This is a genomic window from Bdellovibrionales bacterium (assembly GCA_016714165.1).
Lineage (GTDB): Bacteria > Bdellovibrionota > Bdellovibrionia > Bdellovibrionales > UBA1609 > JADJVA01.
The window spans coordinates 850,735-875,820 of the sequence record JADJNU010000002.1 but is presented as its reverse complement, the minus strand read 5'-3'; the positions used below and the strand labels follow the sequence as shown (position 1 = coordinate 875,820).

At 44.7% G+C, this 25,086-nt stretch carries 30 protein-coding genes and 3 tRNA genes; 20 read left to right on the top strand and 13 right to left on the bottom strand.

Going from position 1 to position 25,086, the window contains the following annotated elements; all coding sequences use genetic code 11:
- Positions 1-169: 169 nt before the first annotated feature.
- Positions 170-1,543, bottom strand: coding sequence for a hypothetical protein (locus IPJ71_15510; GenBank protein ID MBK7845064.1), 1,374 nt, complete (start codon positions 1,541-1,543; stop codon positions 170-172).
- Between the two features lie 93 nt (positions 1,544-1,636).
- On the opposite strand from IPJ71_15510, the gene IPJ71_15505 reads away from it, so the two are divergent.
- Positions 1,637-1,726 (top strand) — tRNA-Ser (locus IPJ71_15505).
- Positions 1,727-1,750: 24 nt separating this feature from the next.
- On the opposite strand, the gene IPJ71_15500 is transcribed toward IPJ71_15505, so the two are convergent.
- Positions 1,751-2,662, bottom strand: a complete 912-nt coding sequence (locus IPJ71_15500) for a LysR family transcriptional regulator (GenBank protein ID MBK7845063.1) — start codon at positions 2,660-2,662, stop codon at positions 1,751-1,753.
- A gap of 173 nt (positions 2,663-2,835) precedes the next feature.
- Here IPJ71_15500 and IPJ71_15495 point away from each other — a divergent pair, with 173 nt between their 5' ends.
- From IPJ71_15495 to IPJ71_15455, 9 genes are all read left to right on the top strand, one after another.
- Positions 2,836-3,372 carry an anti-sigma factor gene (locus IPJ71_15495; protein ID MBK7845062.1) on the top strand — a complete coding sequence of 179 codons (537 nt, stop codon included), beginning with the start codon at positions 2,836-2,838 and terminating at the stop codon, positions 3,370-3,372.
- A 23-nt stretch (positions 3,373-3,395) separates the two neighbouring features.
- Positions 3,396-4,148, top strand: coding sequence for a hypothetical protein (locus tag IPJ71_15490; GenBank protein ID MBK7845061.1), 753 nt, complete (start codon positions 3,396-3,398; stop codon positions 4,146-4,148).
- A 13-nt stretch (positions 4,149-4,161) separates the two neighbouring features.
- Positions 4,162-4,656: a YHS domain protein gene (locus IPJ71_15485; GenBank protein ID MBK7845060.1), complete on the top strand. Its 495-nt coding sequence runs from the start codon at positions 4,162-4,164 to the stop codon at positions 4,654-4,656.
- Positions 4,657-4,705: 49 nt separating this feature from the next.
- The gene (locus IPJ71_15480) at positions 4,706-5,377 is read left to right on the top strand and encodes a hypothetical protein (GenBank protein ID MBK7845059.1); all 672 of its coding nucleotides are present in this window, start codon (positions 4,706-4,708) and stop codon (positions 5,375-5,377) included.
- 13 nt (positions 5,378-5,390) lie between these two features.
- Entirely contained in the window at positions 5,391-5,831 is a 441-nt protein-coding gene (locus IPJ71_15475) for a YceI family protein (GenBank protein ID MBK7845058.1), read from the top strand.
- Positions 5,832-5,940: 109 nt separating this feature from the next.
- Positions 5,941-7,056 carry a hypothetical protein gene (locus tag IPJ71_15470; GenBank protein ID MBK7845057.1) on the top strand — a complete coding sequence of 372 codons (1,116 nt, stop codon included), beginning with the start codon at positions 5,941-5,943 and terminating at the stop codon, positions 7,054-7,056.
- An 8-nt stretch (positions 7,057-7,064) separates the two neighbouring features.
- A complete protein-coding gene (locus IPJ71_15465) occupies positions 7,065-7,721 on the top strand; it encodes a nitroreductase family protein (GenBank protein ID MBK7845056.1) in 657 nt (218 codons plus the stop codon).
- Positions 7,722-7,891: 170 nt separating this feature from the next.
- The gene (locus tag IPJ71_15460; protein ID MBK7845055.1) at positions 7,892-8,311 is read left to right on the top strand and encodes a hypothetical protein; all 420 of its coding nucleotides are present in this window, start codon (positions 7,892-7,894) and stop codon (positions 8,309-8,311) included.
- Positions 8,312-8,531: 220 nt separating this feature from the next.
- Entirely contained in the window at positions 8,532-8,762 is a 231-nt protein-coding gene (locus IPJ71_15455; protein MBK7845054.1) for a DUF2905 domain-containing protein, read from the top strand.
- Positions 8,763-8,922: 160 nt separating this feature from the next.
- On the opposite strand, the gene IPJ71_15450 is transcribed toward IPJ71_15455, so the two are convergent.
- On the bottom strand, positions 8,923-9,441 hold the full coding sequence (locus IPJ71_15450) for a hypothetical protein (protein MBK7845053.1): 519 nt from the start codon (positions 9,439-9,441) through the stop codon (positions 8,923-8,925).
- Between the two features lie 323 nt (positions 9,442-9,764).
- On the opposite strand from IPJ71_15450, the gene IPJ71_15445 reads away from it, so the two are divergent.
- Together IPJ71_15445 and IPJ71_15440 are read left to right on the top strand one after the other, a co-directional pair.
- Positions 9,765-10,199, top strand: coding sequence for a hypothetical protein (locus IPJ71_15445; GenBank protein MBK7845052.1), 435 nt, complete (start codon positions 9,765-9,767; stop codon positions 10,197-10,199).
- Between the two features lie 145 nt (positions 10,200-10,344).
- Positions 10,345-10,866: a hypothetical protein gene (locus tag IPJ71_15440; protein MBK7845051.1), complete on the top strand. Its 522-nt coding sequence runs from the start codon at positions 10,345-10,347 to the stop codon at positions 10,864-10,866.
- Between the two features lie 38 nt (positions 10,867-10,904).
- Here the strand turns inward: IPJ71_15440 and IPJ71_15435 are convergent, their stop codons facing one another.
- Positions 10,905-11,612, bottom strand: coding sequence for a hypothetical protein (locus IPJ71_15435; GenBank protein MBK7845050.1), 708 nt, complete (start codon positions 11,610-11,612; stop codon positions 10,905-10,907).
- Between the two features lie 672 nt (positions 11,613-12,284).
- Between IPJ71_15435 and IPJ71_15430 the strand changes: the two genes are divergently transcribed.
- Positions 12,285-12,521 (top strand): hypothetical protein, encoded by a 237-nt coding sequence (locus IPJ71_15430; GenBank protein MBK7845049.1) that lies wholly within the window; start codon positions 12,285-12,287, stop codon positions 12,519-12,521.
- A 31-nt stretch (positions 12,522-12,552) separates the two neighbouring features.
- Here IPJ71_15430 and IPJ71_15425 read toward each other — a convergent pair.
- Positions 12,553-12,645, bottom strand: a tRNA-Ser gene (locus tag IPJ71_15425).
- Positions 12,646-12,701: 56 nt separating this feature from the next.
- Positions 12,702-13,289 (bottom strand): D-sedoheptulose 7-phosphate isomerase, encoded by a 588-nt coding sequence (gene gmhA, locus IPJ71_15420; GenBank protein ID MBK7845048.1) that lies wholly within the window; start codon positions 13,287-13,289, stop codon positions 12,702-12,704.
- 252 nt (positions 13,290-13,541) lie between these two features.
- Here gmhA and IPJ71_15415 point away from each other — a divergent pair.
- The 5 genes from IPJ71_15415 (at position 13,542) to IPJ71_15395 (ending at position 16,854) form a co-directional block, all read left to right on the top strand.
- Positions 13,542-13,618 (top strand) — tRNA-Arg (locus tag IPJ71_15415).
- Between the two features lie 268 nt (positions 13,619-13,886).
- Positions 13,887-14,486: a hypothetical protein gene (locus IPJ71_15410; protein ID MBK7845047.1), complete on the top strand. Its 600-nt coding sequence runs from the start codon at positions 13,887-13,889 to the stop codon at positions 14,484-14,486.
- A 180-nt stretch (positions 14,487-14,666) separates the two neighbouring features.
- Positions 14,667-15,626 carry a hypothetical protein gene (locus IPJ71_15405; GenBank protein ID MBK7845046.1) on the top strand — a complete coding sequence of 320 codons (960 nt, stop codon included), beginning with the start codon at positions 14,667-14,669 and terminating at the stop codon, positions 15,624-15,626.
- Entirely contained in the window at positions 15,623-16,525 is a 903-nt protein-coding gene (locus IPJ71_15400) for a hypothetical protein (GenBank protein ID MBK7845045.1), read from the top strand. The genes IPJ71_15405 and IPJ71_15400 overlap by 4 nt, the downstream gene beginning before the upstream one ends.
- A 50-nt stretch (positions 16,526-16,575) precedes the next feature.
- Positions 16,576-16,854, top strand: a complete 279-nt coding sequence (locus IPJ71_15395) for a hypothetical protein (GenBank protein ID MBK7845044.1) — start codon at positions 16,576-16,578, stop codon at positions 16,852-16,854.
- 53 nt (positions 16,855-16,907) lie between these two features.
- Here IPJ71_15395 and IPJ71_15390 read toward each other — a convergent pair whose 3' ends face one another.
- The 4 genes from IPJ71_15390 to IPJ71_15375 form a co-directional block, all read right to left on the bottom strand.
- Complete coding sequence (locus tag IPJ71_15390; GenBank protein MBK7845043.1) at positions 16,908-17,684, bottom strand: ABC-2 family transporter protein; 777 nt, start codon at positions 17,682-17,684, stop codon at positions 16,908-16,910.
- 1 nt (position 17,685) lies between these two features.
- Positions 17,686-18,399, bottom strand: a complete 714-nt coding sequence (locus IPJ71_15385; protein MBK7845042.1) for a hypothetical protein — start codon at positions 18,397-18,399, stop codon at positions 17,686-17,688.
- 87 nt (positions 18,400-18,486) lie between these two features.
- Positions 18,487-19,467, bottom strand: a complete 981-nt coding sequence (locus IPJ71_15380; GenBank protein MBK7845041.1) for an ATP-binding cassette domain-containing protein — start codon at positions 19,465-19,467, stop codon at positions 18,487-18,489.
- A gap of 15 nt (positions 19,468-19,482) precedes the next feature.
- Positions 19,483-20,319 (bottom strand): phosphatase PAP2 family protein, encoded by an 837-nt coding sequence (locus IPJ71_15375; GenBank protein ID MBK7845040.1) that lies wholly within the window; start codon positions 20,317-20,319, stop codon positions 19,483-19,485.
- A 222-nt stretch (positions 20,320-20,541) separates the two neighbouring features.
- Between IPJ71_15375 and IPJ71_15370 the strand changes: the two genes are divergently transcribed.
- Positions 20,542-21,138: a hypothetical protein gene (locus IPJ71_15370; GenBank protein MBK7845039.1), complete on the top strand. Its 597-nt coding sequence runs from the start codon at positions 20,542-20,544 to the stop codon at positions 21,136-21,138.
- A gap of 103 nt (positions 21,139-21,241) precedes the next feature.
- Here the strand turns inward: IPJ71_15370 and IPJ71_15365 are convergent, their stop codons facing one another.
- A complete protein-coding gene (locus IPJ71_15365; protein MBK7845038.1) occupies positions 21,242-22,435 on the bottom strand; it encodes an aminotransferase class V-fold PLP-dependent enzyme in 1,194 nt (397 codons plus the stop codon).
- A gap of 278 nt (positions 22,436-22,713) precedes the next feature.
- On the opposite strand from IPJ71_15365, the gene IPJ71_15360 reads away from it, so the two are divergent.
- Entirely contained in the window at positions 22,714-23,013 is a 300-nt protein-coding gene (locus tag IPJ71_15360; protein ID MBK7845037.1) for a YggU family protein, read from the top strand.
- Position 23,014: 1 nt separating this feature from the next.
- On the opposite strand, the gene IPJ71_15355 is transcribed toward IPJ71_15360, so the two are convergent.
- Together IPJ71_15355 and IPJ71_15350 are read right to left on the bottom strand one after the other, a co-directional pair.
- Complete coding sequence (locus IPJ71_15355; GenBank protein ID MBK7845036.1) at positions 23,015-24,238, bottom strand: hypothetical protein; 1,224 nt, start codon at positions 24,236-24,238, stop codon at positions 23,015-23,017.
- Positions 24,239-24,271: 33 nt separating this feature from the next.
- A complete protein-coding gene (locus tag IPJ71_15350) occupies positions 24,272-25,030 on the bottom strand; it encodes a hypothetical protein (GenBank protein ID MBK7845035.1) in 759 nt (252 codons plus the stop codon).
- Between the last annotated feature and the right edge of the window lie 56 nt (positions 25,031-25,086).

Here is a 25,086-nt window from a genome sequence, read left to right as displayed (position 1 = left end):
TAGATCCATATTGCGAAAGTACATACTCAATTATTAATCAGCTCCTTTCCAATCCACGGTGATATTTTAATAAGAAATAAAAAAAATTCTTAAGTTATGAGAGAAGTATTACAACTGATTATATTTTTTTCACTCTATCATGAGGGAGCTCCGCAATTCATACCCTCAATCATTGCCAGCCGTCAGGTCGCGCCAGGTCGTCTAGAACAGAAGTGTCCCCAGCCTCATGAAATATCCAAGGGATGAGAGCATCTCGAAATGCAATTATCTGTCCCATGAAGTGATCAAGCCAGGGAAGGTCGAAAAAGCCAAATTGTGAGACAAAAAGATAAATAGCGGCCGGGAGACAGAGCCCGAGATAGAGAGACCTAAGGGTGCGATAAAAAAGATCGAACTTGGATTTTGCTCCATAGTAGCTTCCTCCATATTTATTCACCCACTGCTCCACGAGTTCATGCCGAAAATTTCCTGAGATAATTTGATCCAGGATTTTGGGATTCTTCTCAATTTCGTCATGGATGAATTTGGTCAAGTCAGACCACTCAGCAAGATTAATTTCAGGAAGATGAATGTAGCCAAATAAATGAACAGTGGGGATGAGCACATACCAATTGATCGCGAGGCTCAAAGATAGATTGGCAATTTTTTTATATATTTTCGCTTGGTGGCTATCACCAAAATGAGGAGTCTTCACCCTGAAGTTAGTCGCTTCTAGGGCGGAAATCAGGCCGGACTTGAGGACCTCGACGTAAAATCTCCTTAGCACAACATCAGTGTACCAAGTTTCATAGATTTCACTTTCAAACGGAATGATCATGCTTACAATGGCACGGATCCTCTTCGGAAGACTGTCGGTTCCAGGATTTTGAAGGGTATAAAGATCAACAAAAAGCTCCTCAATTTCGCTTGAGGTCAAAGCTCCGATTTGGAGCTTCTTGAGCTTGATAAAGAACCGTCGCTTTTTAAGAAAATCAACCCGTCGAGTATTCAATATTTTTTCGGCCAGTAGCGGATTTTGAACAGAATCCGAAATAAAATGACGGCCCAGAGCTTCCAAGAATGCGAGTTTTTGCTCAGGAGGAGAGTTTTTGGAAATACCAAATTCATTTACCCCAGGCTGGAATTCAGCAGCCTCGCCAGATTGTGTATTCTTTTGGAGTTTTCGTGGGTAGAGTCGACCTAATTGTTCTAAATAATGAGCGCGGAAACGATTAAATTCCGGCAGTTCAAATTGTTTAAAAAAACCAATTCTCAAGCGTGGACCTGCCAGGTCCATGGGTTGACTCAAGGGATTGATTGGAGATGTGTCATCTCGGGTGGCCGCCACCAACTTTAGACAGGGCGGCTTCTCTTCTTGCCCAAGGGCTGGCAGGCATGCCAAAGGTGCCAGCAAATGAGCGATGAACAGTACGGACCACAAAATTGTATAATTGAATCCCAATTCAAATGGCCAAAATAAACCGCCCGTGTGCATCCTTGTGTGCATATAAACACCCTCTGGATTTGAATCAATATCAATATCAATATCAATCCTGCAAAACACATTTTCTCTGTGTCTATGTCAAGAACGAACCAAGGGCTGGACATCAGGAACCATCAATGCTAGGTCATATAAGATATTCTAATAATGGAAAGTGGAAAGATGGCCGAGTGGCTGAAGGCGCACGCTTGGAAAGCGTGTAACGGTTAACCCCGTTCCAGGGTTCGAATCCCTGTCTTTCCGCCAATCATAAAAGTGGGATTTTCGAACCTAATGACGATCGTTCAGGAGCTTTCCTGCTAATTCGGCAATAAAGTCTGCTTCCGATCTGTCACAGTTCGTTTGGCTGACAACATAAATCCTATGCCGCCCGGATTCTTTGGCCTCCTTACCATTACTGCGTTTTGGTGAAATTTCGATCAAATCATCGAGTCGCTTTGCCACGCGGTTTGGTAGAACCGCCACGATAGACCCAGCCGACGCCGCCGCACGCAAAGTTTCAAAGCTGTCACTCAATATTGTAGGTCTTGTTAGCTCGTATTGTCGGATAAATTTCGTAAAATATCTTGGAAGGCCATCTCTGCCAGGAGCTAGAGAGCCAAAGCCAAATCTTTGAATCGCGCTCCAACCGTGATTTGAAATTGGGTGGAGTTTTGATACATACAGTCCCAATCTATCTTCTGTCACATCCTTCACGTAAAATCGTTGGAGATCATCGACCTCCGCTATCAATGCAGAACAAAGTTCGCCCTTTCGCACCATCGTGAGAAGATGAGAGGTTCTGCTGATGCGAAGACCAAGTCTCAAGTCCGGAAGTTTTTCTCGCAGGCTGTGGATCAAGCCCGGCAGTAGATCCATTGCGATACTTTCATAGGTTCCAAAGTTTAGCCAACTCATCTTTGGAACAGGACCACCGGTGTAAAATCGCAAACGATCAAATGCATCAAAGGCAGGCCTAACGATTTCGAGAATCTCTAAGGCATCTTGGGTCGGTATCACGATTCCACGATCGCGAATGAGCAGAGGTTTGCCAAATGCCTGTTCCAAAGAGGAAAGAGTCTGTGAAATAGCACTGGGTGAAACTTTCGCATGAAGAGACGCCTTCCTAAGACTACCCTTCTGGATGACCAGCTCCAAAATCCAAAGCTTCTTTATTTGATCAACATTGATGTCTCGTGCCATAGACAAATTTCTTTACCATATACTTGGTTAAAACAAAAGAAAACATCCGGATCTTTTCAAGGTCCCACAATTAGTTGTTCTAATCTAAGTAGTAAGTATATCTAATCAATACACCCACTCCGGTTCGATGTAGTTTTGAATAAGCGAATACACGCATAAAAAAGGAGGGGAAAATGAAACTTTGTTACGTAAAGATGAGCCTAAGTCTACTCGGAGGGGTTATGGGCTTACAAATCGCCAGCGGCGGAAGTATCGATTTTAAAAGCGCAACCGGTAAAGTATTGATTGCTGCGCCCACAGAAGTAAATGGACCAACAAATCAGGGTGTTTGGTTTATTTCACCAGCGTCGAAGTCATTTTCACTTGATTTACCTGATTTGCCAGAAAATCAGGTCTACGAAGGATGGCTTGTTGATGATTGCACAGGAAAAAAGATCTCCACTGGTCTCTTTCGATCAAGCGGAGGAATCGATTCTGATGCAGCTGGTAAATTCGCAGGACCATTGGCTCTCAATTTTCCGCAAGTACCAGGATCTGATTTTGTTACATTGGGCCACAATCTGGCGGATGGAGGCCACAATGTCGTCATCACGGTCGAGCCCTATCCAGATTTTGATCCGAATCCATCTGGCCTCGCGGTTCTTAAAGTCAAGATTCCAGAAGATTCAGCTGCTGGAGCAGAACTGACCTTTGACAACATTGCTCAATAACTTAACAGAACGGAGAATTTAAAATGAATACCCGAAATAGAACATCCATCCTAAGTCTTGCGGCCACCTGCTGTTTGGCCATCTCAGTCAAAGCTCATGCGCAGGCAATAGTTAAATATGAGCTCACAATATCCAACGGATCTCAAATGCCAATTTCGCCAGCGGTCATTTATGTAAAGGAAAGTGGCGAATCGGCGGCCCCAGTTGGTTCAGTACCATCACCTAGCTTTGTTCAACTCTGTCAGACCGGAGATACAATGCAGCGCCTGCGCCAATTGAATTCAGATGCTTCTGTGAAGTATGTAACAGCAACTACGGCTCCCATCCTCCCTGGAGAATCCAGGTCGATTGAGGTTCAGGTTAAGAATCCTCAACAGCAGAGCATTCATTTTGAGACGATGTATGGAAAAACAAAAGACACTTGTGGGGTTGTTTCGTTGAACAGTCATAGTTTGGTTGCATTGAAGTCTCATGTAACTAGCGAGGTCATTCAAAAAGACAATACACTTTTGACGGGCGCATTTTTGGAACCAGTACTTCCTGAAGAAGTAGTATATCCAGAAGTAGACGAGCTATGCGAATCAGCTATGAACGCAGTTTCATGCTTGAGAGAGCTTTCGCTCCCCAAATCAGGTCAGGCTTCTATTCGTTTCTTTTCTGGATACCTTCCTAGCGTGATAAGTGCGCTGGAAATGAAATACGGTGCGGCCGACGTTCAGACTCTTCTATTTCCTGCATCCGGCGCAATTCAAGCCAAACTTAAGCTGAAGCACTAATTGGAGGAATAAGATGAATCACTCTCAGATCAAAATGAACGTATCGGCAGTGGTGGGTTTCCTTTTGGCTAGCCTGCTTTTATCGGTTCCAGCTAGGGCTCAAGAGAGAAACCTGGGAGAGTACAACATTCAGTTAGGTATTGGCCTTAAGGGATACGATCCGGTTTCCTACTTTCCTGAGGGGGGTGGGCAGCCACAAATGGGCAAACCAGATTTGCAATTGGATTATATGGGCGTCGTTTATCATTTTGCCAAGGCCGAAAATTTAGACCAGTTCGTTCAGAATCCAAACAAATATGAGCCGAGTTACGGAGGCTGGTGTGCCTATGCGATGGCGTCAGGAAGCAAGGTCGATATTCAACCGACGATCTATACGATTCACGGAAATCGCCTTCACTTGTTTATTGCGAAGAGGGCGAAACAGAATTTTGACAGCGACATCGTTGGATATGAAAGGAGGGCCGACGAGTTCTGGAATAAATTCTCCGGCGAAAATCCCAGATTCTAGCAGTTAAATCACAATTGAAAGAGAAAACAAGAGACGGGAGGGTAGGAGTATGCGCAAATTTAGATCTTCGATGCTGATATTCTGTTGTGCATGGCTATCCTCCTGCGGTAATTATCTAAAACAAAAGAATTCAGAGCCTGGAGATGGTCTCTCTACCAAAAGAGGCCTGATATCTGATTTTGCAGGGATTAAGACATCCATTCTTTCGCAAAGATGCATCTCTTGTCATGCGCAGTACAACACCTACGGTGGAGTTCTTCGCGAGGTCGCTGCCATTCGATCTGCGGTAGCAATCAACCGGATGCCTAAAAACGGAGGTCCCCTCACTGAGAGGCAAAAAGCGGAATTGTTCGATTGGATAGACCGAGGTGCGCCTGAATTTGTTGGGGATTCACCTAAACCTTCTTTGCCAATTTCAATAGAGCCAAATTGGAAATCGATTTCAGAAAATATCCTTTTTCCAAAGTGTCTCGTTTGCCACAATCCAGGTGGGCAAGCAAAATTCCTGGATCTATCTAGTCGACAAACTATATTTGATAGTCGAAACCGTACCTTTGGCGATGGATTAAAACTGTTGGATATCGATTTCCCGGAGAACAGCTATTTATTAAAAATCTTATACGACGAAGAGCCAATGCCCCCAGTTTGGTCAAATATTCCACAAATCTCTCATGAAGAATTTATGGCATTGAATGCATGGATTCTAATGGGACTTCCTTAGAAGGGTCTTGAAAATGAAATCACACTATATGCTCCTCCTTATTCATTCTCTGATCTGCGTTATCGCTGATGCTTCCATCTATAATTTTGATTCCAACAAAGGAAGGGTCCAATTTGTTGCTAAGGGTAGGCCTGCACTCATTTCAATAAAGGGAGAGGGCATTGGGGCGGCAGGTTCTTTGAACGAATTGAACGGTAGCATCGCTGGAGCTGTTCAATTTCAGCTCGACTCCCTCAAGACAGGAATCGAATTGAGGGATAGTCACTTGAAGATGAAATATCTAGAAGTCGAAAAGTTTCCGATAGCCACTGTCAGAATCCAAGAATTTCGGATTCCTGCAAAAGCAGCTGAATCAGGTAAATTCGTAGGAGTTTTGAGCCTTCATGGGATTGAGCGACGAATTGAAGGCGATGCCACCGTTAGAGGAGACGAGCTTTGTCTCAGCGAGTTTTAAGATAAGGCTTTCTGATTTTAATATTGAGATACCAAGTTTTCAGGGGATCACGGTGGCAGAAGAAGTGCAGATTAACGTCGAAGCATCAGTTGCTAAAGCGGAGTGAGTTGTGTTTTGTAGCTTACGTCCAATTCTTGTGGCAGGATTCATTTTTCTTTCAGTTCCGTCATTCGGATTTGTTGAAACTCTGACCCATGGATATTTGAACTGCATGGCCTGCCATGTTTCTCCTTCTGGTGGTGGGCTCTTAAGTGACTATGGTCGCTCGCTCTCAAAGGAAATGATGAGTACCTGGGGCTGGAAAAATTCAGAATATCCTATTTTTGGATTAGCTAGAAACACAGAGAAAATAAAAATCGGCGGCGACTATCGTGCCGTTCAAACCTATTTTGAAAATTCACAAATCAAACAGGGAAAACAGTTTGTCATGCAAAGGAATATCGAAGTAGGTTTGAATCATTCAAAGATTTGGATCGTGGGAACAGCGGGAATTCAGGATGGTCCAGCTGGAACTCCAATGAAGGGCAATTTTTTGTCGGAACGCCACTATCTTATTTGGGAATTGGCTGAGGATCTACGGCTAAGGCTTGGTAAGTTTAGACTGAATTTTGGTCTCAATGACCCGAATCACACGAGGGTCACGAAGCAATCGCTTGGATTTGGATCAAACAGCGAATCCTATATACTTGAACTTTCAAAGTTCAGCGATTCCAATGAAATTTTTGTATCCGCTGACCTCGGTCGAATCGATATTCCGCGGGAAGAGTCCAGAGAGAAATCCATTTCTGTAGGATACTTCAAGTATCTTTTTGACAACTCAAAATTAGGAACCAATATTTTGATTGGTGAAAGCGCGGAAAAGAGACGAAGTCTATTGAATTTCCATGGAGTTATTACCGCAAATAAGGATTTTGTGATCAAGTTTGAAACTTCATATGAAGAATCTTACCTTTCGGATTTTCCGACCGATCAGAGGGAGCTGGTGGCCGGCACGTTGAGTCTTGGATGTCAGACAATTCAGGGATTATTGCCCTATCTCTTTGGAGAATATTTGCAGACAGATCTAAATGACACAAGGACACAGCAATCATCGGTTGGAATGGGTTTGCAATTTTTGCCAGTTCCACATCTTGAATTTCAGATGGAATATAAAAAGGGGCTAAACAGAGGCGTTCCAGTAAATCAGAGTGATAGCGGCTGGTTGTTGTTTCACATTTACCTGTAGGTGATTTTGTGAGTGGTAACTATAACGACTTTTTTAGCGAATCTGATTTCGATCCAGTTGAACGGTCAGAAGAATTTTTTAAGCAGATGTCTGCGAGAAGAACCATTCGTGAGTTTTCATCTGAACCAATAGATCGGATGACTGTCCTGAATGCAATTAAAACTGCTGGCACAGCACCAAGTGGAGCGAATCGGCAGCCTTGGTATTTTGCTTTGATCACTTCTCAGGACATGAAGGAGAAAATCAGAGAGTCGGCCGAGAAAGTGGAACAGGAATTTTATACTAAGAGTGGGAGTGCAGAGTGGATTCGAGACATCAAGCCCCTTGAAACCAATGCCTCAAAACCTTACCTGAGTGAGGCCCCTGCTTTGATAGCAGTTTTTAGTCGAGTCTCAATTAAAAATGAAGATGGATATATTCAACGGACCTATTATCCGCTTGAATCTACGGGAATCTCCGTCGGATTTTTGATTACGGCACTCCACAATGCAGGACTGGTGACGCTGACCCACACTCCGAGGCCGATGTTTTTTCTCAATTCAATATTGAACCTGGATAACTCGTTTCGGCCTTTCATGATCGTGGTTACAGGCCATGCCAGGAAGCCGGTTAAAGTTCCAGATATACACAGAAAAAGTTTAGATCAAATCATGGCGGAGTACTGACCGACCTGAATTCTGAGGGAGTCAGGTTGTAACGGTAATATCCTTTTTATTTTTTGATATTTTGTGGAGATTGGATTTTCGGCCTAGCCTAGAAGGCGGTCGAATCTATTTTCCCTTAAAAGATTTTCAATCTTATACCAATGCCCACTATTTTGCGATAGACGTGAGCCATGAGATTATTGGTTCTGGCTAATCTAAGTCTGGTTGCTTTGCTTTCTTGTTCTCATGCTCTGGCGCAATCCTCGAGGAGTTATAGCCTTGATCCACGGGAATGCGTAGCCAAACTTCAATGGAATATTGATTTTACCAGAGCCAAGTGCAAGGTGCGAAATGGTCCCCTAAGCGATGGGCAAGGTTCTCAGTCCATCAATTTTGATTTTCCCGTCGTTGAAGGGTGGCCCAGGATGGAAGTGGGTATCTACCCTTTGAGAAACGGATATGTTGTTAGACTGAAAGCCAAAGAGCCAGTTTCGCCAGATCAAATTGGGCCCCTATTAACTTTTGTCTTGGGGGTAGCCGCTCCTCAAGGCATTGCAAGGCCTGAAGGTTTATGTGCTCATTTTCTCAGCGAAGTGAGGGGCTTATTTTGAAGTGGATCGGCCACCCATATTTTAGGCTATGACGATTGGCTTGAATTACCCGTTTCTTACCTGAGAAAGCCTTTGTTCAAAGACGTTGCAGAAATTGGTTTTGGTCAATCCAAGGCAGTGAGCGCTGCGGGATGCAGGGAGCGCAGTATCTTCACCCCGACACTTCCCCGCCGCCCCAGGCGATTGCCTTTTGAGGGCGGTTAATGATAACTGTGATTCCATGGAGTCTTCATCTATAGGTAAACTGTTCATATTGGCTGGCACCATTCTGGTGATTGTCGGGCTCTTCTTTGTCTATGCTGACAAGGTTCCATTTTTGAATATGTTGGGTCGGTTGCCGGGCGATATTCATATCGAAAGGCCTGGCTTTAGTATCCATTTCCCGCTCGCGACAAGTATTTTATTAAGTCTCGCGTTGAGCTTTTTCTTTTGGTTTTTTTCTAGACGCTAGAGTCACGTCATGGGGCGATCAGGTTTGTCATTTTTTGGTGAGCCGAGAAATATAATAGGGGAGAGGTTTTTATTGAAACTCTAAAAACTAAAAACTCAGGAGTTTCATATGATTAAACTGATATTAATTCTGCAAGTTGAACTTTGGATGAGCTATTAGATTAATAATCGTGGGTCTTAGTGGAGTCTAAGTTGCCTTGCGTATGAAGGAGAACTGAGCAGGCATTGTTGCTGAATGCGCGACCATTCAACCCAACTCTCGGAATGATCCCCTGTATACCACCGAGATCCTTTTCAACTTTAGCTACGGCCTTATTAAATTTCCCGCCACTTACCTGTTTGGGGCTATAAAGCGTTAGCGGCATCTTCAAATCACTCATTTCGCCCGTATAAATCGTAACGGCAGGCATACCTAAAACTCTAGACAAGCCCACGCGAAAAATAGCAGGGATTTTATTTAAAATACCCCTCGGCAGTGAATTATTAAGGACGATAATCGGGTATCCCCCGTTTAGAGGTCGATAAGCAACCACATTCTGCAGGCCAAGTTCACGACTTGCCTCTGGAGAAAGGGCAACTAATTGCGACAAATCGATATGACTTTCTTGAACTTCCAAACCAGTCGCATATCGAATAGTGGCAATTCGGTCCGTGACCACATCAATTTGAACTTCACCCATTCCAAAAGGGGATTCATCGACGGGGCCAAAGCCTTTATATACACCTGTTTCAAGAACTTTAGGATAAGCCGAGGCCAAGACAGGCAGGCAGGCAAAGGAACGAAGCGAGAAATAGCATTTTCATAGAAGCATCCAGCTTTGTTTTTACTGCAAATACCGCGCCTCTATATAATCGATTTGCGTAGCTTTTACCTTTGATGGCGGCAGCGGCTTGAACAAGGCGCTAAATTCAAAATACCAGTGCAATGATTGACTAAAAAGGCGCGCCATCAGAATCCGTTGCCAGATCCCCAAGTGGCGTAACATCGAGAAGGCTCTGGACGATGGGTTCCGCAAAGGCAAGGGTCCGCTCTGGTCGCTACGGGAGGCAAAAAACCCTGGCTGAGGCAAAGGTGTTGTCAGATCAGCTGGAATCAATCCTTCGGGATTTGAATAAGTCTGCTCTGGAAAGCTATCTTGAAGCCAAAGATGATTTGCTGGCAACGGGCGACCTGAAGCTATTCAGAGATTTAAAGAAATTCTTTTCGACAACGAATCCGATTGAGTCTTTGAACTCCCTTTTAGAGGAAGACATGCGGCGTGTGAAGCTCTGGAAAAACTCAGAGCACTTCCAGCGTTGGCTGGCGACATTTTGTCTTCACAATGAAAAGCGCATGCGCAAGTTTCGGGGCTACCGCAGGCTTGAGGCACTTTGGCTGATGATCCGAGAAATTACAAAACAAGAAATTGCAATTGATTTTGACCAAAAAATAGGATGAATAACAATGACCTCTCCGCTTCAAACTTCAACTATACGCGGGACAAAATGTATTCATGTGGTTCTGGCTACGATACGCCAGCGCAAAAATCGGCTTGGCGTGCCAATTTTTACAATCAAACCGCCCTCAGGGCAAGGAGCAGAAAATGAAAAGAACAATACTGGCCGGTGCCATAGCCCTCTTGGGTATTAATGCAATGGCGCTTGAGAATACCGACCTAAAATCCATAGTTGAAGGACGTTCGGAGTACTTCTGCATTCTTAATCGTGAAAATCCAAAAGAGAAAAATACTTACGACCAAAAGGTTTTTGCTGGCGGTGTTTTTATCGGTACCGACTCCGATTCGGTTATCATTACTCCCAAGGGCCAAGTTATTAGCAAAAACCTTGAAAACCTGGCGCCGAATGAAATCATGGAGTTGCCGGGTTCATTAGTAGCGTTTATGTCCCTCACCTCCCAAAACGAGGTTAAAAATGATCTTGATCGCAATATTACGATTGGCTTGGCAACATTCAAAAGTGTCAATAAAGCAAAGCCCGACGAGGAGTTACTCGACGCTCACCAGGTAATGGCAAGTGGTTATCACAAGGGATCAGTAACGGTGATTGACAATACCCGAAAACTCAATCTTTCGTGCTGGCACAAATCACGCCTCGGCATAAATTAAAAAGCCTTCGCTTTTCAAGCATTGAACGCCTCTTCATCTTATCGGTCGGAGGCGTTTTTGTTTTTCAATGGGCTCACCACCGAAGACTTGAAAAAATGACCTTTGTTTGTCCAATCAAAAAAGCAAGGACCTTTGTTTTGACTCTGGTGGGCGAGTAGGTAGCAAAAAGGAAAAATGACAGTTGCGGTGACGGGATTGACGTAATCAGCGACTGTAAATATCTTCGCTGTAATTTCGCAGAGAATCACAAAAATCATCAAGCAACTTGTGTAGACGATAAAGGTCATCTGAAATCGAAGGCGCGCATCTACCAGGTCCACTATTCTCCCCATATGAATCTGAACGAGCGCAAGAGTCGCGAATGTGAAGCTAAGTGTTTGCGGAAAGAGGATGTGAACGAACGAGATCATTCGATGACTTCTTTCGTGTCCCTGGAATAGCCACACGGAAGTCGGCACTCCGTGCAGTGTAGGTAAGCATGCGAGCTCGGCAAAGATGACGGCCGCGAGATGTTTACGGTTCAGCCGAAACCATCTTGAAACAGGGCGGATGAAGCGATCCAAATAAAGGGCACGGTGAGGTAGATTGCCACTAAGAAAAACAGACTCGCTTCGATTGAGGCACCGAAAGAGAAGGGAAGTGGAACAAGAAGGTAGCCAATGAACCCCACTGCAAATATGACAACTGCCCATGTCCTTGAGATTTGCGGGTCGCTTCGACCAATCCAAAAAATAGAAATGGCCCATTGAGGGACCGCACCGATCCGTAGGTCATTTGCCAAAAGGAATAGAAACTGTTCTGCCCTCATTTCGCGCTAGTCCCTGACCAAATGAAAAGATGGCTCTCGTTTGTAGGATAAATCATTCCTCGTTTTTTGAAAAGCCAATGATTTCAAGAATTGAGAATCAATATTTCCAGGTGAAATCTCGTGATTGGTTATTTTATTTTCGGGCTAAATAAACAGCAGATCAAAAAGGACGGTTATGAACATCACATACTCATTGATCAGCCTCGCATCTACTTTCGTCATTGGTCATGCGATTCAAGCTCATTTCGTCAAAATAAGCCCATTTATCGACTCAAATGATCATATGCAGTTGGCACCACTCAATTTATTTGCTGGGACGAGAATGGAGGCGGGCCATATACCTCCGATCTTAAGGATAAGAGAGTTGTGGTTGTTCAGGCGTGGTATCCTATTGAAAAGACCATTTTGCTCCCCGAAACAAGGGCCCCGTATCTCTTGAGTCCGCAGGAATACTCTGGCAATTCGAAGGATGCCAAAGTGTTGAATCTGGCTAATCAATCGGTCGAGACTCGATCTTATTTAAATGCCGATCTCTCGCCCAGAAGGGAGCGCTATCCCGTCCTGATTTTTAATCCTCGGGGGAAGGATCCCTCGCTTTAGCAGCTCGTTCGTGGTTGAGCAGTTGGCCAGATATACCTTTATCGTAATGGCTATCGAACATTTTGGCGAGGGTTTGAGCACTCATTTTCCCGGCGGCTCGCCATTGAACTTGGATCGAAGAATCGACTGGAGCGAGATGAACGCAAAGCTTGAAAAGCCTCAACTTTCAGTCGAGGAGATCAAGCAAAAATGCTTGTGCTTAAATGACTTTTTTGAATTACCCACCATGAACCGAGTAGAACCGTAGAACCGTAGAACCGTATAGCCAAAATTCAGAATGGCGGAGAGGGCGGGATTTGAACCCGCGGTACGGGTTTACCCCATACGGTTGTTTAGCAAACAACTGGTTTAAGCCACTCACCCACCTCTCCAGGTGACCCTTCTTGCTTCCGGGAACACTGCCACAGGACAATGGCAGAATCAAGGCTCAATAGTTGCCTGGAAAGATCTCCCTTTCAACAGTTTCAATCACTGTGTGTATGATCTTAATGTGCATTTCCTGTATCCGATCGGAAGTTTTCGCGGGCACTGTAATTGAGAGATCGCACATATCTTTGAGTTTCCCTCCGTCGCGTCCCAAGAGGCCGACAGTGCGGATCTTCATATTTCTGGCCATTTCAATTGCTCGAATGACATTGGGTGAATTCCCACTCGTCGAGAGCCCCACAAGCAAATCTCCTTCGCGGCCAAGACCCTCAAGCTGTCGGGAAAAGATGGAATCAAACCCAAAGTCATTTCCAACGCAGGTTGTGTGGCTTGCATCTCCCAAAGCGATTGCGCCCATGGGCTTGCGATCTTTGCGATATCGACCCGTCCACTCTTCCGCAAAATGCATTGCATCACAGTGGCTTCCGCCGTTTCCGCATGTAAAGAGGTGACCACCGCTTTTAAAGGTCTCAATAAGAAGATGAGAAAACTTGCTGCATCTATCTAACTGACTAGAATCATTGATAAAATCGTCCAAAATCTGGCGGGATTCAGTTAGGGAATTTTTCCATACAGAAATAGGTGTCATATCTAAACCTCAGCATCGCTTGCCAGGCCGGTAGTTCGGCAGCAGAAGCGGATAAAGCCCCATTCTTAAGCTATCAACTTCAACATGCCTAACGGGCCCTCGATTGTCACCTTTAGCTTTATGGCTTTTTGTGTCTTGATGGCCTTTGAGCAAAACCAAATGATCCACTTGAACTGGAGACTAAGACGAAAGAGAGACCTTGATTTCCTAGCACAATATGTCTAAAAGTGTGCCAGTCGATTCTTTGCGTGCGCGCCCGTAGCTCAGCTGGATAGAGTACATGACTACGAATCATGTGGTCGGAGGTTCGACTCCTTCCGGGCGCGCCAATTTCATCATTGAATACATATGAGCTTTTTCTGAGTGGCAAGATTGCTCCTTAGAAACTGAATCAGATTTTTTGGTTAAGTGCAATTTTTGACACGAAATTTTGGATGACAATGGCAGAGCTAAGCAATTGGAAATATAGTGAATTGTCCTAAATATTTGATGGGATTGTTACTCTCACTTTTTCCGATACTTGGTCAAAGCCAGATACTAGGCAGTGGGTCTTGTTTTGGTTTGCTGAAAGGGGCCACCCTTCCAGAATCTATCTTCATGAAGAAGCGGCCTCGCAATTGGAAGGCAGCTTTAAGATATGAATCCCCTGATCTTTATTTTTCCCAGGCACCTCGTTCACGGTGGAATTCGATTGAAGAAGCGAGGCAGTCGTTTGTTGAGAGAATGGAGGAAAAATTTAGATCAGTACCAGATCTGACTACTGTCTTAAGTGAATCTCAAGCGCGTTTATTGATGGCGGGCTTCTGTGTAACGAAGTCACTCAGAAGTCTATCAAATATTGTTTGGGGGTGTAACTCCCGAGCCGAAGAGATTTCAATCTTTTCGAGTGATCGCGATATCTTTCTTGGCCGTTTGATAGCGGCAGGAAATCTAACTGGAATTTCTTGGGTGGATCAGCGTGAGTATCAATGGGGTTGGCACATTGTGGCTTATGCACGAAGCTCCGCTGGTGAAGGAGGTGGAATATGGATCTTTGATGTATCGATCTCGCCAAGACCTCTGACTTTGGCAGAATGGGTGCGAGCAATTACCGACCCTGCCGCCCCGGTTGAAATCGACCTTGAGCTCGAGCCGGTGCGTGAAATAAGGCATATTGATGCCATACAGTTATATGAAGATTGGACCCGTGATCTCTAGGGTTTCATTTTTCGCTTCTCTCTAGTGATTTTGGGATTCCAGAGGTCGGACCGAGAGCACTTTGATAATTCTCTTATCGATTGCTCTTATCCCCTTCCGTATTGAGATAATATTATTATAATTACTCCCATGTCTTGAAAACATCTCTTGCTGAAGGTCACAACTTTGTCGGATTCCTTTGTGAAGGAGATACGAAAAATCGAAACTTCCCGGGATTGGAAAACGGGACTGTTCAGATTTGGATTGTGTCTGATCGCATTTGAATTGATCACGGGAATCACTCTTCTATTGTGTGACAAATTAAATTCTGTCTCTGGATTTGTTCTTTTAGCTCATGCTTATCTGGGTATTTCTCTCATATTCTCTATCATGATGCTCTATTTTCGCCTACGGATTCACGGCTCCTCAAGAGGCGAAAGGAGGCTTTGGTGGTTTGGTATCCTCTCGCTTGTGAATTTGATTATTTCGTATGGGACGGCACTTCCTATTCTGTTGATTGGGGTGACAGGAATTAAATGGATGTGGTGGTTTCATATTCTTTCATCCTTTATGGCTGTTATATTTCTATCGGCCTATGTTTATTCTATTATCCGACTGGTTTGGGACTCTTTGTTGCCACTCCAGAAGAACATCTTTCACAAAGCTTTAAAAAAAATAGTCTACTCAGGTGTCCGATGGACGGTGACTCTGGTGGCCTTCACTTTGACTCTTGGTTTGGCAATCGAAGCGAGATACGTTTATAAGAACTATCTCAGCAAGGGTCGCAAGTCACAAACAGAAAATATCCTCTCTCCAGGTCACGTTTCTCTTGCTAAGGGGAACCTCATCACTCTTGATGGTTTTACCAATTCAAAGAGTTGCGGTACAAGTGGCTGTCATGAAGAAATCTATAAACAGTGGGAAGAATCGGTCCACTACAGAACGCCCAATCCCTTTGTGATGAAGACCGCAGAATTATTGAATTCAGAGGCTGACAAGGGTCTTTTTAAGACGCCTCATACAAATCACAAAGGATCTGAGGCATTTAAGGTCTGTGCCGCTTGCCATTCACCCGTCGGTCTCGTAGCAGGGCAAATCAATCACGATTACGGAATTTCAGAACACATGAGGGAGCCTCATGTGTTCTCTGTCACAAAATGAGCAAAGTGAAGGTGACCGGGCAGTGGGTGTCCTATCAGGTTGAGGAAAAAAATGAATTCCTGTTTTCAGAATCAAAAAATGAAGTTATCGCTTCGTTGCACAATAGTATTATTAAAATGAAACCTTCATCGCATAAACAAGAGTATATGAAGTCCGATTATAAAGAGGCAAGATACTGTGCTGCCTGCCACATGCGCCTACAGTATCCCAGTTGGAGAGATGGGCATTATGGACAATCAGCGTCTGCGAATTTTAAGACCTGTCAGAATTGCCATATGGCAGGGATCAGCACGAATGCTGATGTTTCAGCTAAGACAAAAGGAAAAGTAGCAAACCATCGATTTTTATCCGCAGGATTTACAATGGCTAAACTCTTTGGAAAAGAAACTCAGATGAGGGATTCTCAAAAGTTTATTCAAGATAAAAAAATTTTTATTGGGATTTTATCGCCCAGTGTATTTATGGGCCGAAAGGTGGATCTTATTGTTCGGATCGCCAACATTGGCGTCGGGCATTCCTTTCCTGCCGGACCAGAGAGCGATTTAGTTCTAGCTTGGCCAGAAATAAGCATTAAAGACGAGAAGGGAGATCTGATTTATCAATATGGCAGCTTAGACAAGGATAATCTGCTGGATGAAAGAAACACCCTTGTTTTTAGGTCTGTGCCAAGGGATGTCGAAGGTAATTTGATGGAGACTGATAGGCATCGGTCGTGGTTGTTTTCCTCAGATCAGAAAAACGTTATACCGACAAAGAATTTCGTGGATATTCCATTTCAAGTTCGAATTCGAAAGGATGTTTCTAAAATATCAATTGTGGCCAAGGTCCGTTATCAGAAGCCAAATCAGAAATATGCAAATTGGGTTTCGGAAATAGTGAGTTCAAGGTACCCACGGTAGACGTGGCGGTCGCCGAAAGGACAGTAAGCAAGACAGCTTCAGAAAGTGAAATGAAACAAGCAAGAAAAGCTTGGCAGAATGAAAAGGACAGTTACCAGTCTATCGATCCGGAATTAAAGCCAAGAGAATCGATCCAGGATGAGGATTTTCGATTTTCGATTCGAGATAATATTATACTCGGAGATGTTTTCTATTCTATTCAATTAGGGAAGTCGATTGAAGCCTCAGAAATTTTTAATTCGCTCCACAAAAGAGTGCGGGAAAGTCCAAGGCTTGAAAAGACCCGGCAAGTTCTTGGAGAAAAATTGCAGAATCCAAAAGCTATGTGAGGTATTTCAAGAAATAAATTGGAAGTAAATCGAAAATAAATTCAAGATCTACTTTATCTCTGAAGTCCGAGTATGGAGCAACTCTGATACCTTTTCATCCCTAAGTAAAAAAATTTTCTTGCTCCAAATAGAACGACCAGACTGCCAATCACTTCCAAAGCGAGTGATTCCATTGTGGGCTGCACCAAAAAAGATGCTGGTATCACACCGGCGAGCAAGATGGGAGTTAGAAAGATAGCCCAACGCGATCCGCTCTCTCTTCCGCCAAAAATGGGATAAGTATTGAACGCCACACACATATTGATTAAGACGGAATGAGCATTTTCGGTTCGGCGAAACCAAAAGGCCAGTGATCCAGCGAAAAGGAAAAAGGAATAGAGAGAAACGCAGGCAAAAAAGACCATGACTAAGCTATGAAGAAAAAAGAGAAATCCTGTGTGAAACGAAAAAATAACCAGACCCAAGCCGCCTAAAATCACGTCGCCCCAGGCGGGCAAGTCGGAACTGGTCAAGGATAAGGTCAAGAAGGGACTTCTTGGCGTTACCATTGCTAGATCGAGACTCCCCTGGTTGATCTGAGTATCCAGATTTGTGACTCCACCTAAAAACACATGGATCATACCCCAAGCCAACATGAGAACAAAATTCATGATAAAAAAAGCGTCCCTCGCTTCGACGAGAGCAGTTTTTCCCGCAAAAAGCATGGCCCAAATGCCCAAAAGAGTGAGGGAATTATTCACAAGCATGCCAGCAATGCCAATCCAGAAATTCGATTGACTCGACCAGTGAGATTTAAAGTGAAACCCAGCTGAGCGGATAATGAGATTCATGTTAACCTCCCCAGGCCTGAAAGAGCTTGCGTCCTCTTTTGTAAAAGAAAAGGAGCAATAGGATCAAAACAGAATCAATGAGCAATACTCGAAAAAGCCAAATTTTTCCTGTTGTTTGATAGAAGTGTCCGTGGACTGCGTAAAAGGCAGGCTGAAAAAAGAGATCAGATCCAGGTAACTGAAGAAAAATCTTCCTCCAGGGATCGGCAAAATCACTGAGAGGACCGAAAACACCGCCGAGAGCCAAGAACAGTTTAGAAAATGGCAGAATAAAATAATCTGTTTGTGCATAAGAGAGCCGAAAAGCACTAAAAAGAGTGACTAAGAGAGCTTGGGGAATTGCTAGGAGGATGATGAGTTCGATGATTCTTCCCATAAATCCGATCTTATGGGTTGGGGAGGCGCCGAGTAGGACCGAAAATCCAAGGAGAAACAATGAATACATGATTCTCTTACCCAGACAGTTTCCAATATTGGAAAAGACCTCCCGGGCCAGCCAAGAACGTGGGCGCGCGAGAAAGAGAGAAAAATCCTCAGTGCCTCGCAGGATCATCTTTTTGCTAAGAAAGCTCATAAACAGCATTTCTGTAACACCAAGATAAAGAAAAACTTGAGTGTGAGAAAAATGACTGCTCTGAGGATGAAACTTTACCCAGACAAGGGAAAAGGAGCCAAATGAAGAAACAATAGAGAAAATAGGTAACTCCTGTGGCACGCAAATCGGTATAATTTTCGCGGAGGCTAAAAGACATGAGTAAAAGATAGTACCGAATTTCCAGAACAGAGTTTTGGTAGACGGATTTTAACATAACGTCTGTTTCGTTTCAGTTCGTGTGCGTGAGTAGCGCTTTTGAATGACCTCTTCCAGTGGAACTCCAGAGATTTGGATATCTTGAAGAAGGGTCCCGTAGTTCATGGATAAAAATTCCATGACCTTCGGAAGTGGGGTTTTATCTAAACAAAATTCAAAATTCTTTTCCATGGGGTTGTTGCCTTCGATTTCACGCAGCCCCTTGATGAGATCTTGAGTGGAAACGGCCCCTTCACCAAGTAAAAGTTTAATTCTTCGAATGGTAGACAAGTCTCCTCTGACTTGCTCGAGGCGTCCATCATAGGCCTTTTCTCCGTGATTGATGAGGATGCAACGCTCACAAAGGGCTTCGACATCGCCTAAGTCATGGCTAGTGAGAAGCATCGTTGTTTTTTCATTCCTCTGCCATTCCTTCAATTTTTCACGAAGGCTCAGTTTGGCGCCTATATCTAGGCCGATCGTTGGTTCATCCAAAAGTATCACTTTTGGCCGGTGAACAAGGCTTGCGATAATCTCACAGCGCATTCGCTCCCCTAAAGAGAGTTCTCGAATTCGCCTTTTTAAAAGGTGTGTGGCGCCAAATATTTCGCTTAGTTCGCCGATGCGCATTTTCTGATCTGCACCGCTGACGTAATAGGTTTCAGCTTGCAAAATGAGGCATTGGTGTACGGTCATATGAAAATACAGTTGTGATCTTGCTCCAAAGACCAAACCGAGTGAGAGATTTGCTTTTTTTGATCCAGCTGGGGCTCCCATGATCTTCGCTTCCCCATGATCTGGAACTAGAATACCGCAGAGCAATTTGATAGTGGTGCTTTTGCCAGCTCCATTTGGCCCAAGAAACGCAACGGATTCTCCAACCGAGACTTGAAGGTCAAGATGATTGACAGCAGGGGGCAGAGAGGGAGCAAAGCGCTTGAATAACCGCGAGGCACTAATGGCGATTGGAGGTTGATTTTCAAATGGGATCATATTCAATTTATCCTATTATCCTAAATCAAAGCTAAGTAACAGACCGAAGAAGTCCTTCGTCATTGCGGGAGCAATTTGCCACCGAGGAAAGGCGATCTTTGATTGCTCGCGTTTGCTGTCTGCTCTGGATTGATTGACCCTTGAGACTCCAAGACCAAAAACCGTACCTATCGTGGCTCCGGCCACAACATCGTGGAGGTAGTGTTTGTTGTCATTTATTCGACTCAAGCCTGTCAGTGTGGCTAGAGCTGTGGCCATGAGACCGTAAGGGAAGAAACCATGTTCAGCTGTCACCACGGACGAAAATGCAAACGCGGCGGTGGTGTGACCGGAAGGAAATGATTTTGTATCACTTCTGTCGTTGGGGCGCGGTTCTTGAATTGTGACTTTGAGTAGGGTAGACGTCGCGACAGCATACACGCTGGCTTTCATCATGATAAGACTAAACCCAAGATAGGAACTTTCGTTTGTAATTTTGTAGGCACAGAACATCGCCCCCGAGTAAATTGCATTAGGGATAAATCTGCCTCCATAATCGCCAAGAACAGAGAAATCTCCCAGCGGTTTACGTTGAGAAAAATCCCTTTGAATTGGATCGACGACTTCCCCCTTTAAGAGGACGAGAGCGGCAGTTAATGTGGTACCGCCGATAAGCCAATTCCGAGTGTCTGCCTTGAGCGGAGAAGTGAGCTCATCTCGAATCAATTGAGGTTCAAAAAATTGTGAGTGATTAAAGCTCGTGGGTTCGGGATCACCGGAGGCTTTTGCCACTGGCATGATGGCAGTCACCTGTAAGGCAATCAATAAAAGGCGAACAAAAATTCGTGGAAAAGAAAATCGAAGCTCAGTCATCGCCACCCACCTTATGCTTCTCAATCCCTATTTTCAATGCTTGACTGATCGCTAAAACGAAAGGGGATAGCCTTTTTTATCAAAAAGAAACGATATTGACGACCCATTTGGAGCCAGAGGGTGAGACTCGTTTGCGAAGGGTCAAAAGGCTTATTACAATGATAAGAACGATAGGAACGATCATTTTCTTGGCACTTTGGTATTAGACTCAGGGGTTTTATTATGACACGTTGGTGGAAATTGAATCTTTGTATGACATTGGCGTCGGCGGGATCTGGAGGCGAGAATGCTTCACCCGCTTCATATGCAAATGGAAGGGGTGCCTTCGTCTTTTTTGCCCTCAGTTTGTCGCTCTTTGGCTGCAGTATTAATAATGAAATAAAGGGACATATTGGTATTGGTAGCAGTGGGAATGATTTTGGGAGATCTGAAATTATAGTGAGCGGGTCGGGCATTGCCGATGGTCAGACGCCACTCTATATTTTGATCAGATTGGTTAATTCTGATGGAAAGGTCGTGGCTAATTATCGTCCCGACTACCAAATTTTGAGCGGAGTTGGAGTGACCGGGTCTCCGTGCACGAGTTCTGACGTCAATGGCGTCTCCGTTTGTGCGATGAGAGCCAATTCTGCTGGGACAAAGACGATGCGAGTGACAAATATGGGCTCCGTGGTTTTACTCCAGAAAAATTTTGACTTTTTACCTGCTGCAGGACGGAGTTCAGTCGCTGGTTTTTCATCGAGCGGAGCGAGACAGGAACTAGCATCTGGTTATCTCGTTCATGCTTCAGTGAGCGGACTTACCTCTTCTGTTTTTTGAAGTCACTGGAGGAGGATACAAAGTTTACTCCAACCTTCAGGGTAGAATGGACGGCGACTGACGGGCACTTCTCGTTTTTTTTGGTGCTTAAGAGACCTACTCCTTATGTTTTCTTTATTCCAATTTTATTGAGTGCTCTTTCAAACTGGCTCCATCTTTGCTCAATGGTGCCGGTGTAGCCAATTGATAGGCGGACCAGTCCTGGTCGTATTCCCGCATTTTTGAGTTCCTCCTCACTCAGTTCGCTGGAGGTGGTGCTAGCAGGACATGTCATCAGGGTTTCAGAGTACCCAAGGCTCACAGCCATGATTCCAAATTTTTCTCCATTTTGAAGAAGATCCATGAGTCGATAAGCCCGTTCAGTTGTCTCCATATCGATGCACAGGAGACCCCCGTAGCCGTATTCCTTATTTCGGATTCGATCCAAGCATGATCGACCCGGATGAGAAGGAAGGCCTGGATAAATAACTGGGACCCTTAGTTCTTCCAATCGTTGAGCAAAAATCAAGGCTCGATGAGAGTGCTCCTTCATGCGAAGAGATAAGTGCGGAATTCGAAGGCTAATGGAAGATGCTGAATGGGGATCTAGAGTTGGGCCGAGAAGCATCATGGAGCCCAGATGGAGATCCATCAGAGATTCAATCAGCGAGGTCGGTCCACAAATAGCTCCAGCAATAATATCAGAAGCTCCGTTAATGAACTTGGTGAGAGAGTGAATGACAACGTCGGCTCCCCATTTTATTGGGGATACAATCAAGGGAGTGAAAGTATTGTCGACAACAAGCTTAACTCCATGCTTGTGAGCGAGGTTAGCCAGCTTTGGAATGTCTGGGATACTCAACATGGGATTCGACATGGTCTCAATGTAGAGAATGCGTGTATTTTTGGTGAAGGAGCTTTCGACCAAATCCAAATTCAAGACATCGACGAAAGTGGTTTTAATTCCACATTTTAAGGGGAGAAAATCCTTAAAAAAAGCAAAGGTTCCTCCGTAAATTGTGTGGCTTGCCAAGATCTCGTCCCCGCTATTGCAGTATTGGAGAACGGCAGATGAAATCGCGCCCATTCCTGAGGAAGTGCAGTAGCCAGTCTCAGATCCCTCCATATGGGCCAACTGCTTCCCTAAGTTGTATACGGTTGGATTGAAATGCCTTCCGTAAAGAAAGCACCCACCCTGGTTAGGGCCAACTTGTCCACGAAATATCGCAGGGAGAGTCCTTGCATCCATCACAGAAAAAGTCGTGCTGGCTTCAATGGACATGTTAACACCCCCATGTTCGCCAAATTCGTGGTGCATTGCGGCCAATGACTCGACCGGATCAAGCGGCTTTATCAATTCTTCTGGTTTCGAATTCTCGCTTCTTTTCATTTTGTCCTGCCTATTTCTCATCATCAGACTCTTTGGGCCGACCAAATCGGCTGTGCGAGCTCGTTTCCTGACGACTATCATCTATCTTAGAATCTGAAAATAAGGCAAAAAATAAAAAAGTTTGTTATTCAGGCTCGTCGCCCATGACCTTAGGAGTCAAATTGAGGTATGCTGCTGGTTCTACTAAGGGAGTCGGATCTGAAGATATGTTAAGGGAAATCAAAAATGGCATTCTACTGAGTTTGATCGTACAGCCCAATGCATCCAGATCAGAGATCATTGGGGAGCACAATGGCAGTCTGAAGCTTCGAATTAAAGCCCCGCCCGTCGATGGAAAAGCCAACGAGGCTGTAGAATCGTTTATATCTGAGCTTTTTGAGGTCCGTCAGAGGCAAGTAACTGTGCAACGTGGGGCGAGTAGTCGAAAAAAAATGGTTGAAGTGACTGGAATAGGAATGATTCAGGCAAAAGCTATTTTGGCCAAGCAGGGAATCAGCAGTCCATAATTCATTTTGTTCCGAGTAGCTCGTCTCGCAACATCTCGAGTGTGATGGTTTGGCCAGATTCTTCAATTACAAAGGTGATTCCAAGTCGTAAATTGATGGCCAATGTTAATTGGTTAGAAATATCTTCTTGGAGTAACTTCACCCCCTGAAGTCTGGAAATTTCGCCTGATTGAATTCTGGATCGTACTTGTAGAGCAAAGTCGTCATTCTCAAACTGAGAAATGCTCTCTGAGATCCAGTCTGGAATTCGAGTTCGCGCCGGAATATGGCGGAGAAGCCAATCTACCGAAAGCGCGGCTCGAGCGTAAGACTGATAGGTGAGAAGCAACAGGTCCCTTTTTTCTTCCAGACTGAGCGGACCGAGTCCCCGGCTTGTGTGTTGAGCTCCAGGTTTGGCTTCGATACCCCGGGTGAAGAGCTGGTTGAGGTGAATATAGAGAGGATGGCCACTTTCCACGCGAGCGACGTCTTCGGAAAGAAGCTGCTCCGGCGAGAGGCTTCCAAAGCGCTGCCAATATTCTTCCCAGGCCATCTTTAAAAGAAAAGCTGCCTGCGCAGCCTCTGATCTGTTGATTTGCCCTGAGCGCCGAAGGTCTAAGATGGATTGGAATCGGTAATCATGTTCAATGAGTGTTTCAATCTGGGTGGTATTTTGTTGGCTGCGACTTTCCAAAGCACTGTCCAAGGCTAATGTGATGGGAGTCGTGTAGATTGCCGTCATAAGCATGGCAGTCACAAGGGTTGGCCTCATATTCTCGTTTCGAAGACGTTTGAACAGAGATTGCACGGGTAGTTCTACGCCAGTCCGATAGAAAAAGGTTCCTGGCGTGAGTCGGTAATTTGGTTGACCCATCAGTCTTGCGAGCCAATGGGAAGGAGCTCTCATCCAACGAGTCCATCGTTGCCAGCCGTCAAAGTCAGCTTGATTCGATGTGACTTTAGTCAGCAGTCCCATCCACTGAGTTTCGGGCTCACCCAATTCAGCCGGCTTTGCTATTATTCTTCGACCCTTGGATGCTCTGACTTCTCTGAGATACTGTTTTGTTTTGCTCACTGCGCTCGATGTGATTTTCGAGGTGGACTCTATCGTAGCTGTCACCAGGCGTCTGCAGAGACCCGCTTGCCGGTCGGAATTAGTTTCTGACCAAGCTGACCAAGCGAGAGAGATGCCGGTTATGGCAAATAGAACGAGCAGAGCTATGGGAGGCAAAACCGCATTTTTCATGAGTGAGGCCTCCCTTCCTAGAACATTGGGAAATTATTGACCGCCGATTTTACCAGCCAAGGCAGTATAAATCTCATTCACAGTTCCTGCGCCTTTGTTTGAAATAGTGTCAATCAGTTCCAGCCCGCCGATGGAATCAAATTTCTCGGCTGCTAAGTCTAAGACGGGAAATAATCCTGGATCGGATTCGTCAACAAACACGAGGTAGGTTCTTGCTCCGAGATTCGCAACCATAACGACGCCAACAGTGGTTGCAACGGCAGTGAGTCCCTTGCGACCACATCGGGAGAAAAATCCCACCTTTAATTTTTTTAGTTGGGATTCAAAATTTGAGAGTTCTCTTTTTTTAGCATTTAATTTGTCGGTAATCGCTTGGTGGGCTGCCATCTCATCGAGTCTTGCATTGCTTTCTATTCCAGTTTCTTTCGGAATGGCTGAAACAATCTCTGAGTTCGTAATTTCGCCATACGATCTATTCATATTAGCATTCGCAGTTCTGTAGATATCTTCAATAGTGGATAACTCTGTTTTTGTCCTACGAATTTGCGACTCTAATTCACGAATTTTAATTGCATCTGGCTGCAGAGATTTTGCAGCGCTGTACATTTTTGCAGCCAGGCCTACATCCAGAAGGCCCAATAGGCCTTGAAACGCGAGGGCATTTGTTTGTTGATCATGAGTGTAACTAGCCGCAATGTCTTTGAGCGATCTGCGTCCTGGTTCTTTCTGTTGGGCGAAGCTGTTGATTGTAGTTAAAATGCTCAAGGCGATCATTAAAGAAGCTTTTTTCATCGTTCGTTACTCCAAAAAAAGGGGCTAATAGTTTGTGAGTATCTGGTGTCAGCATG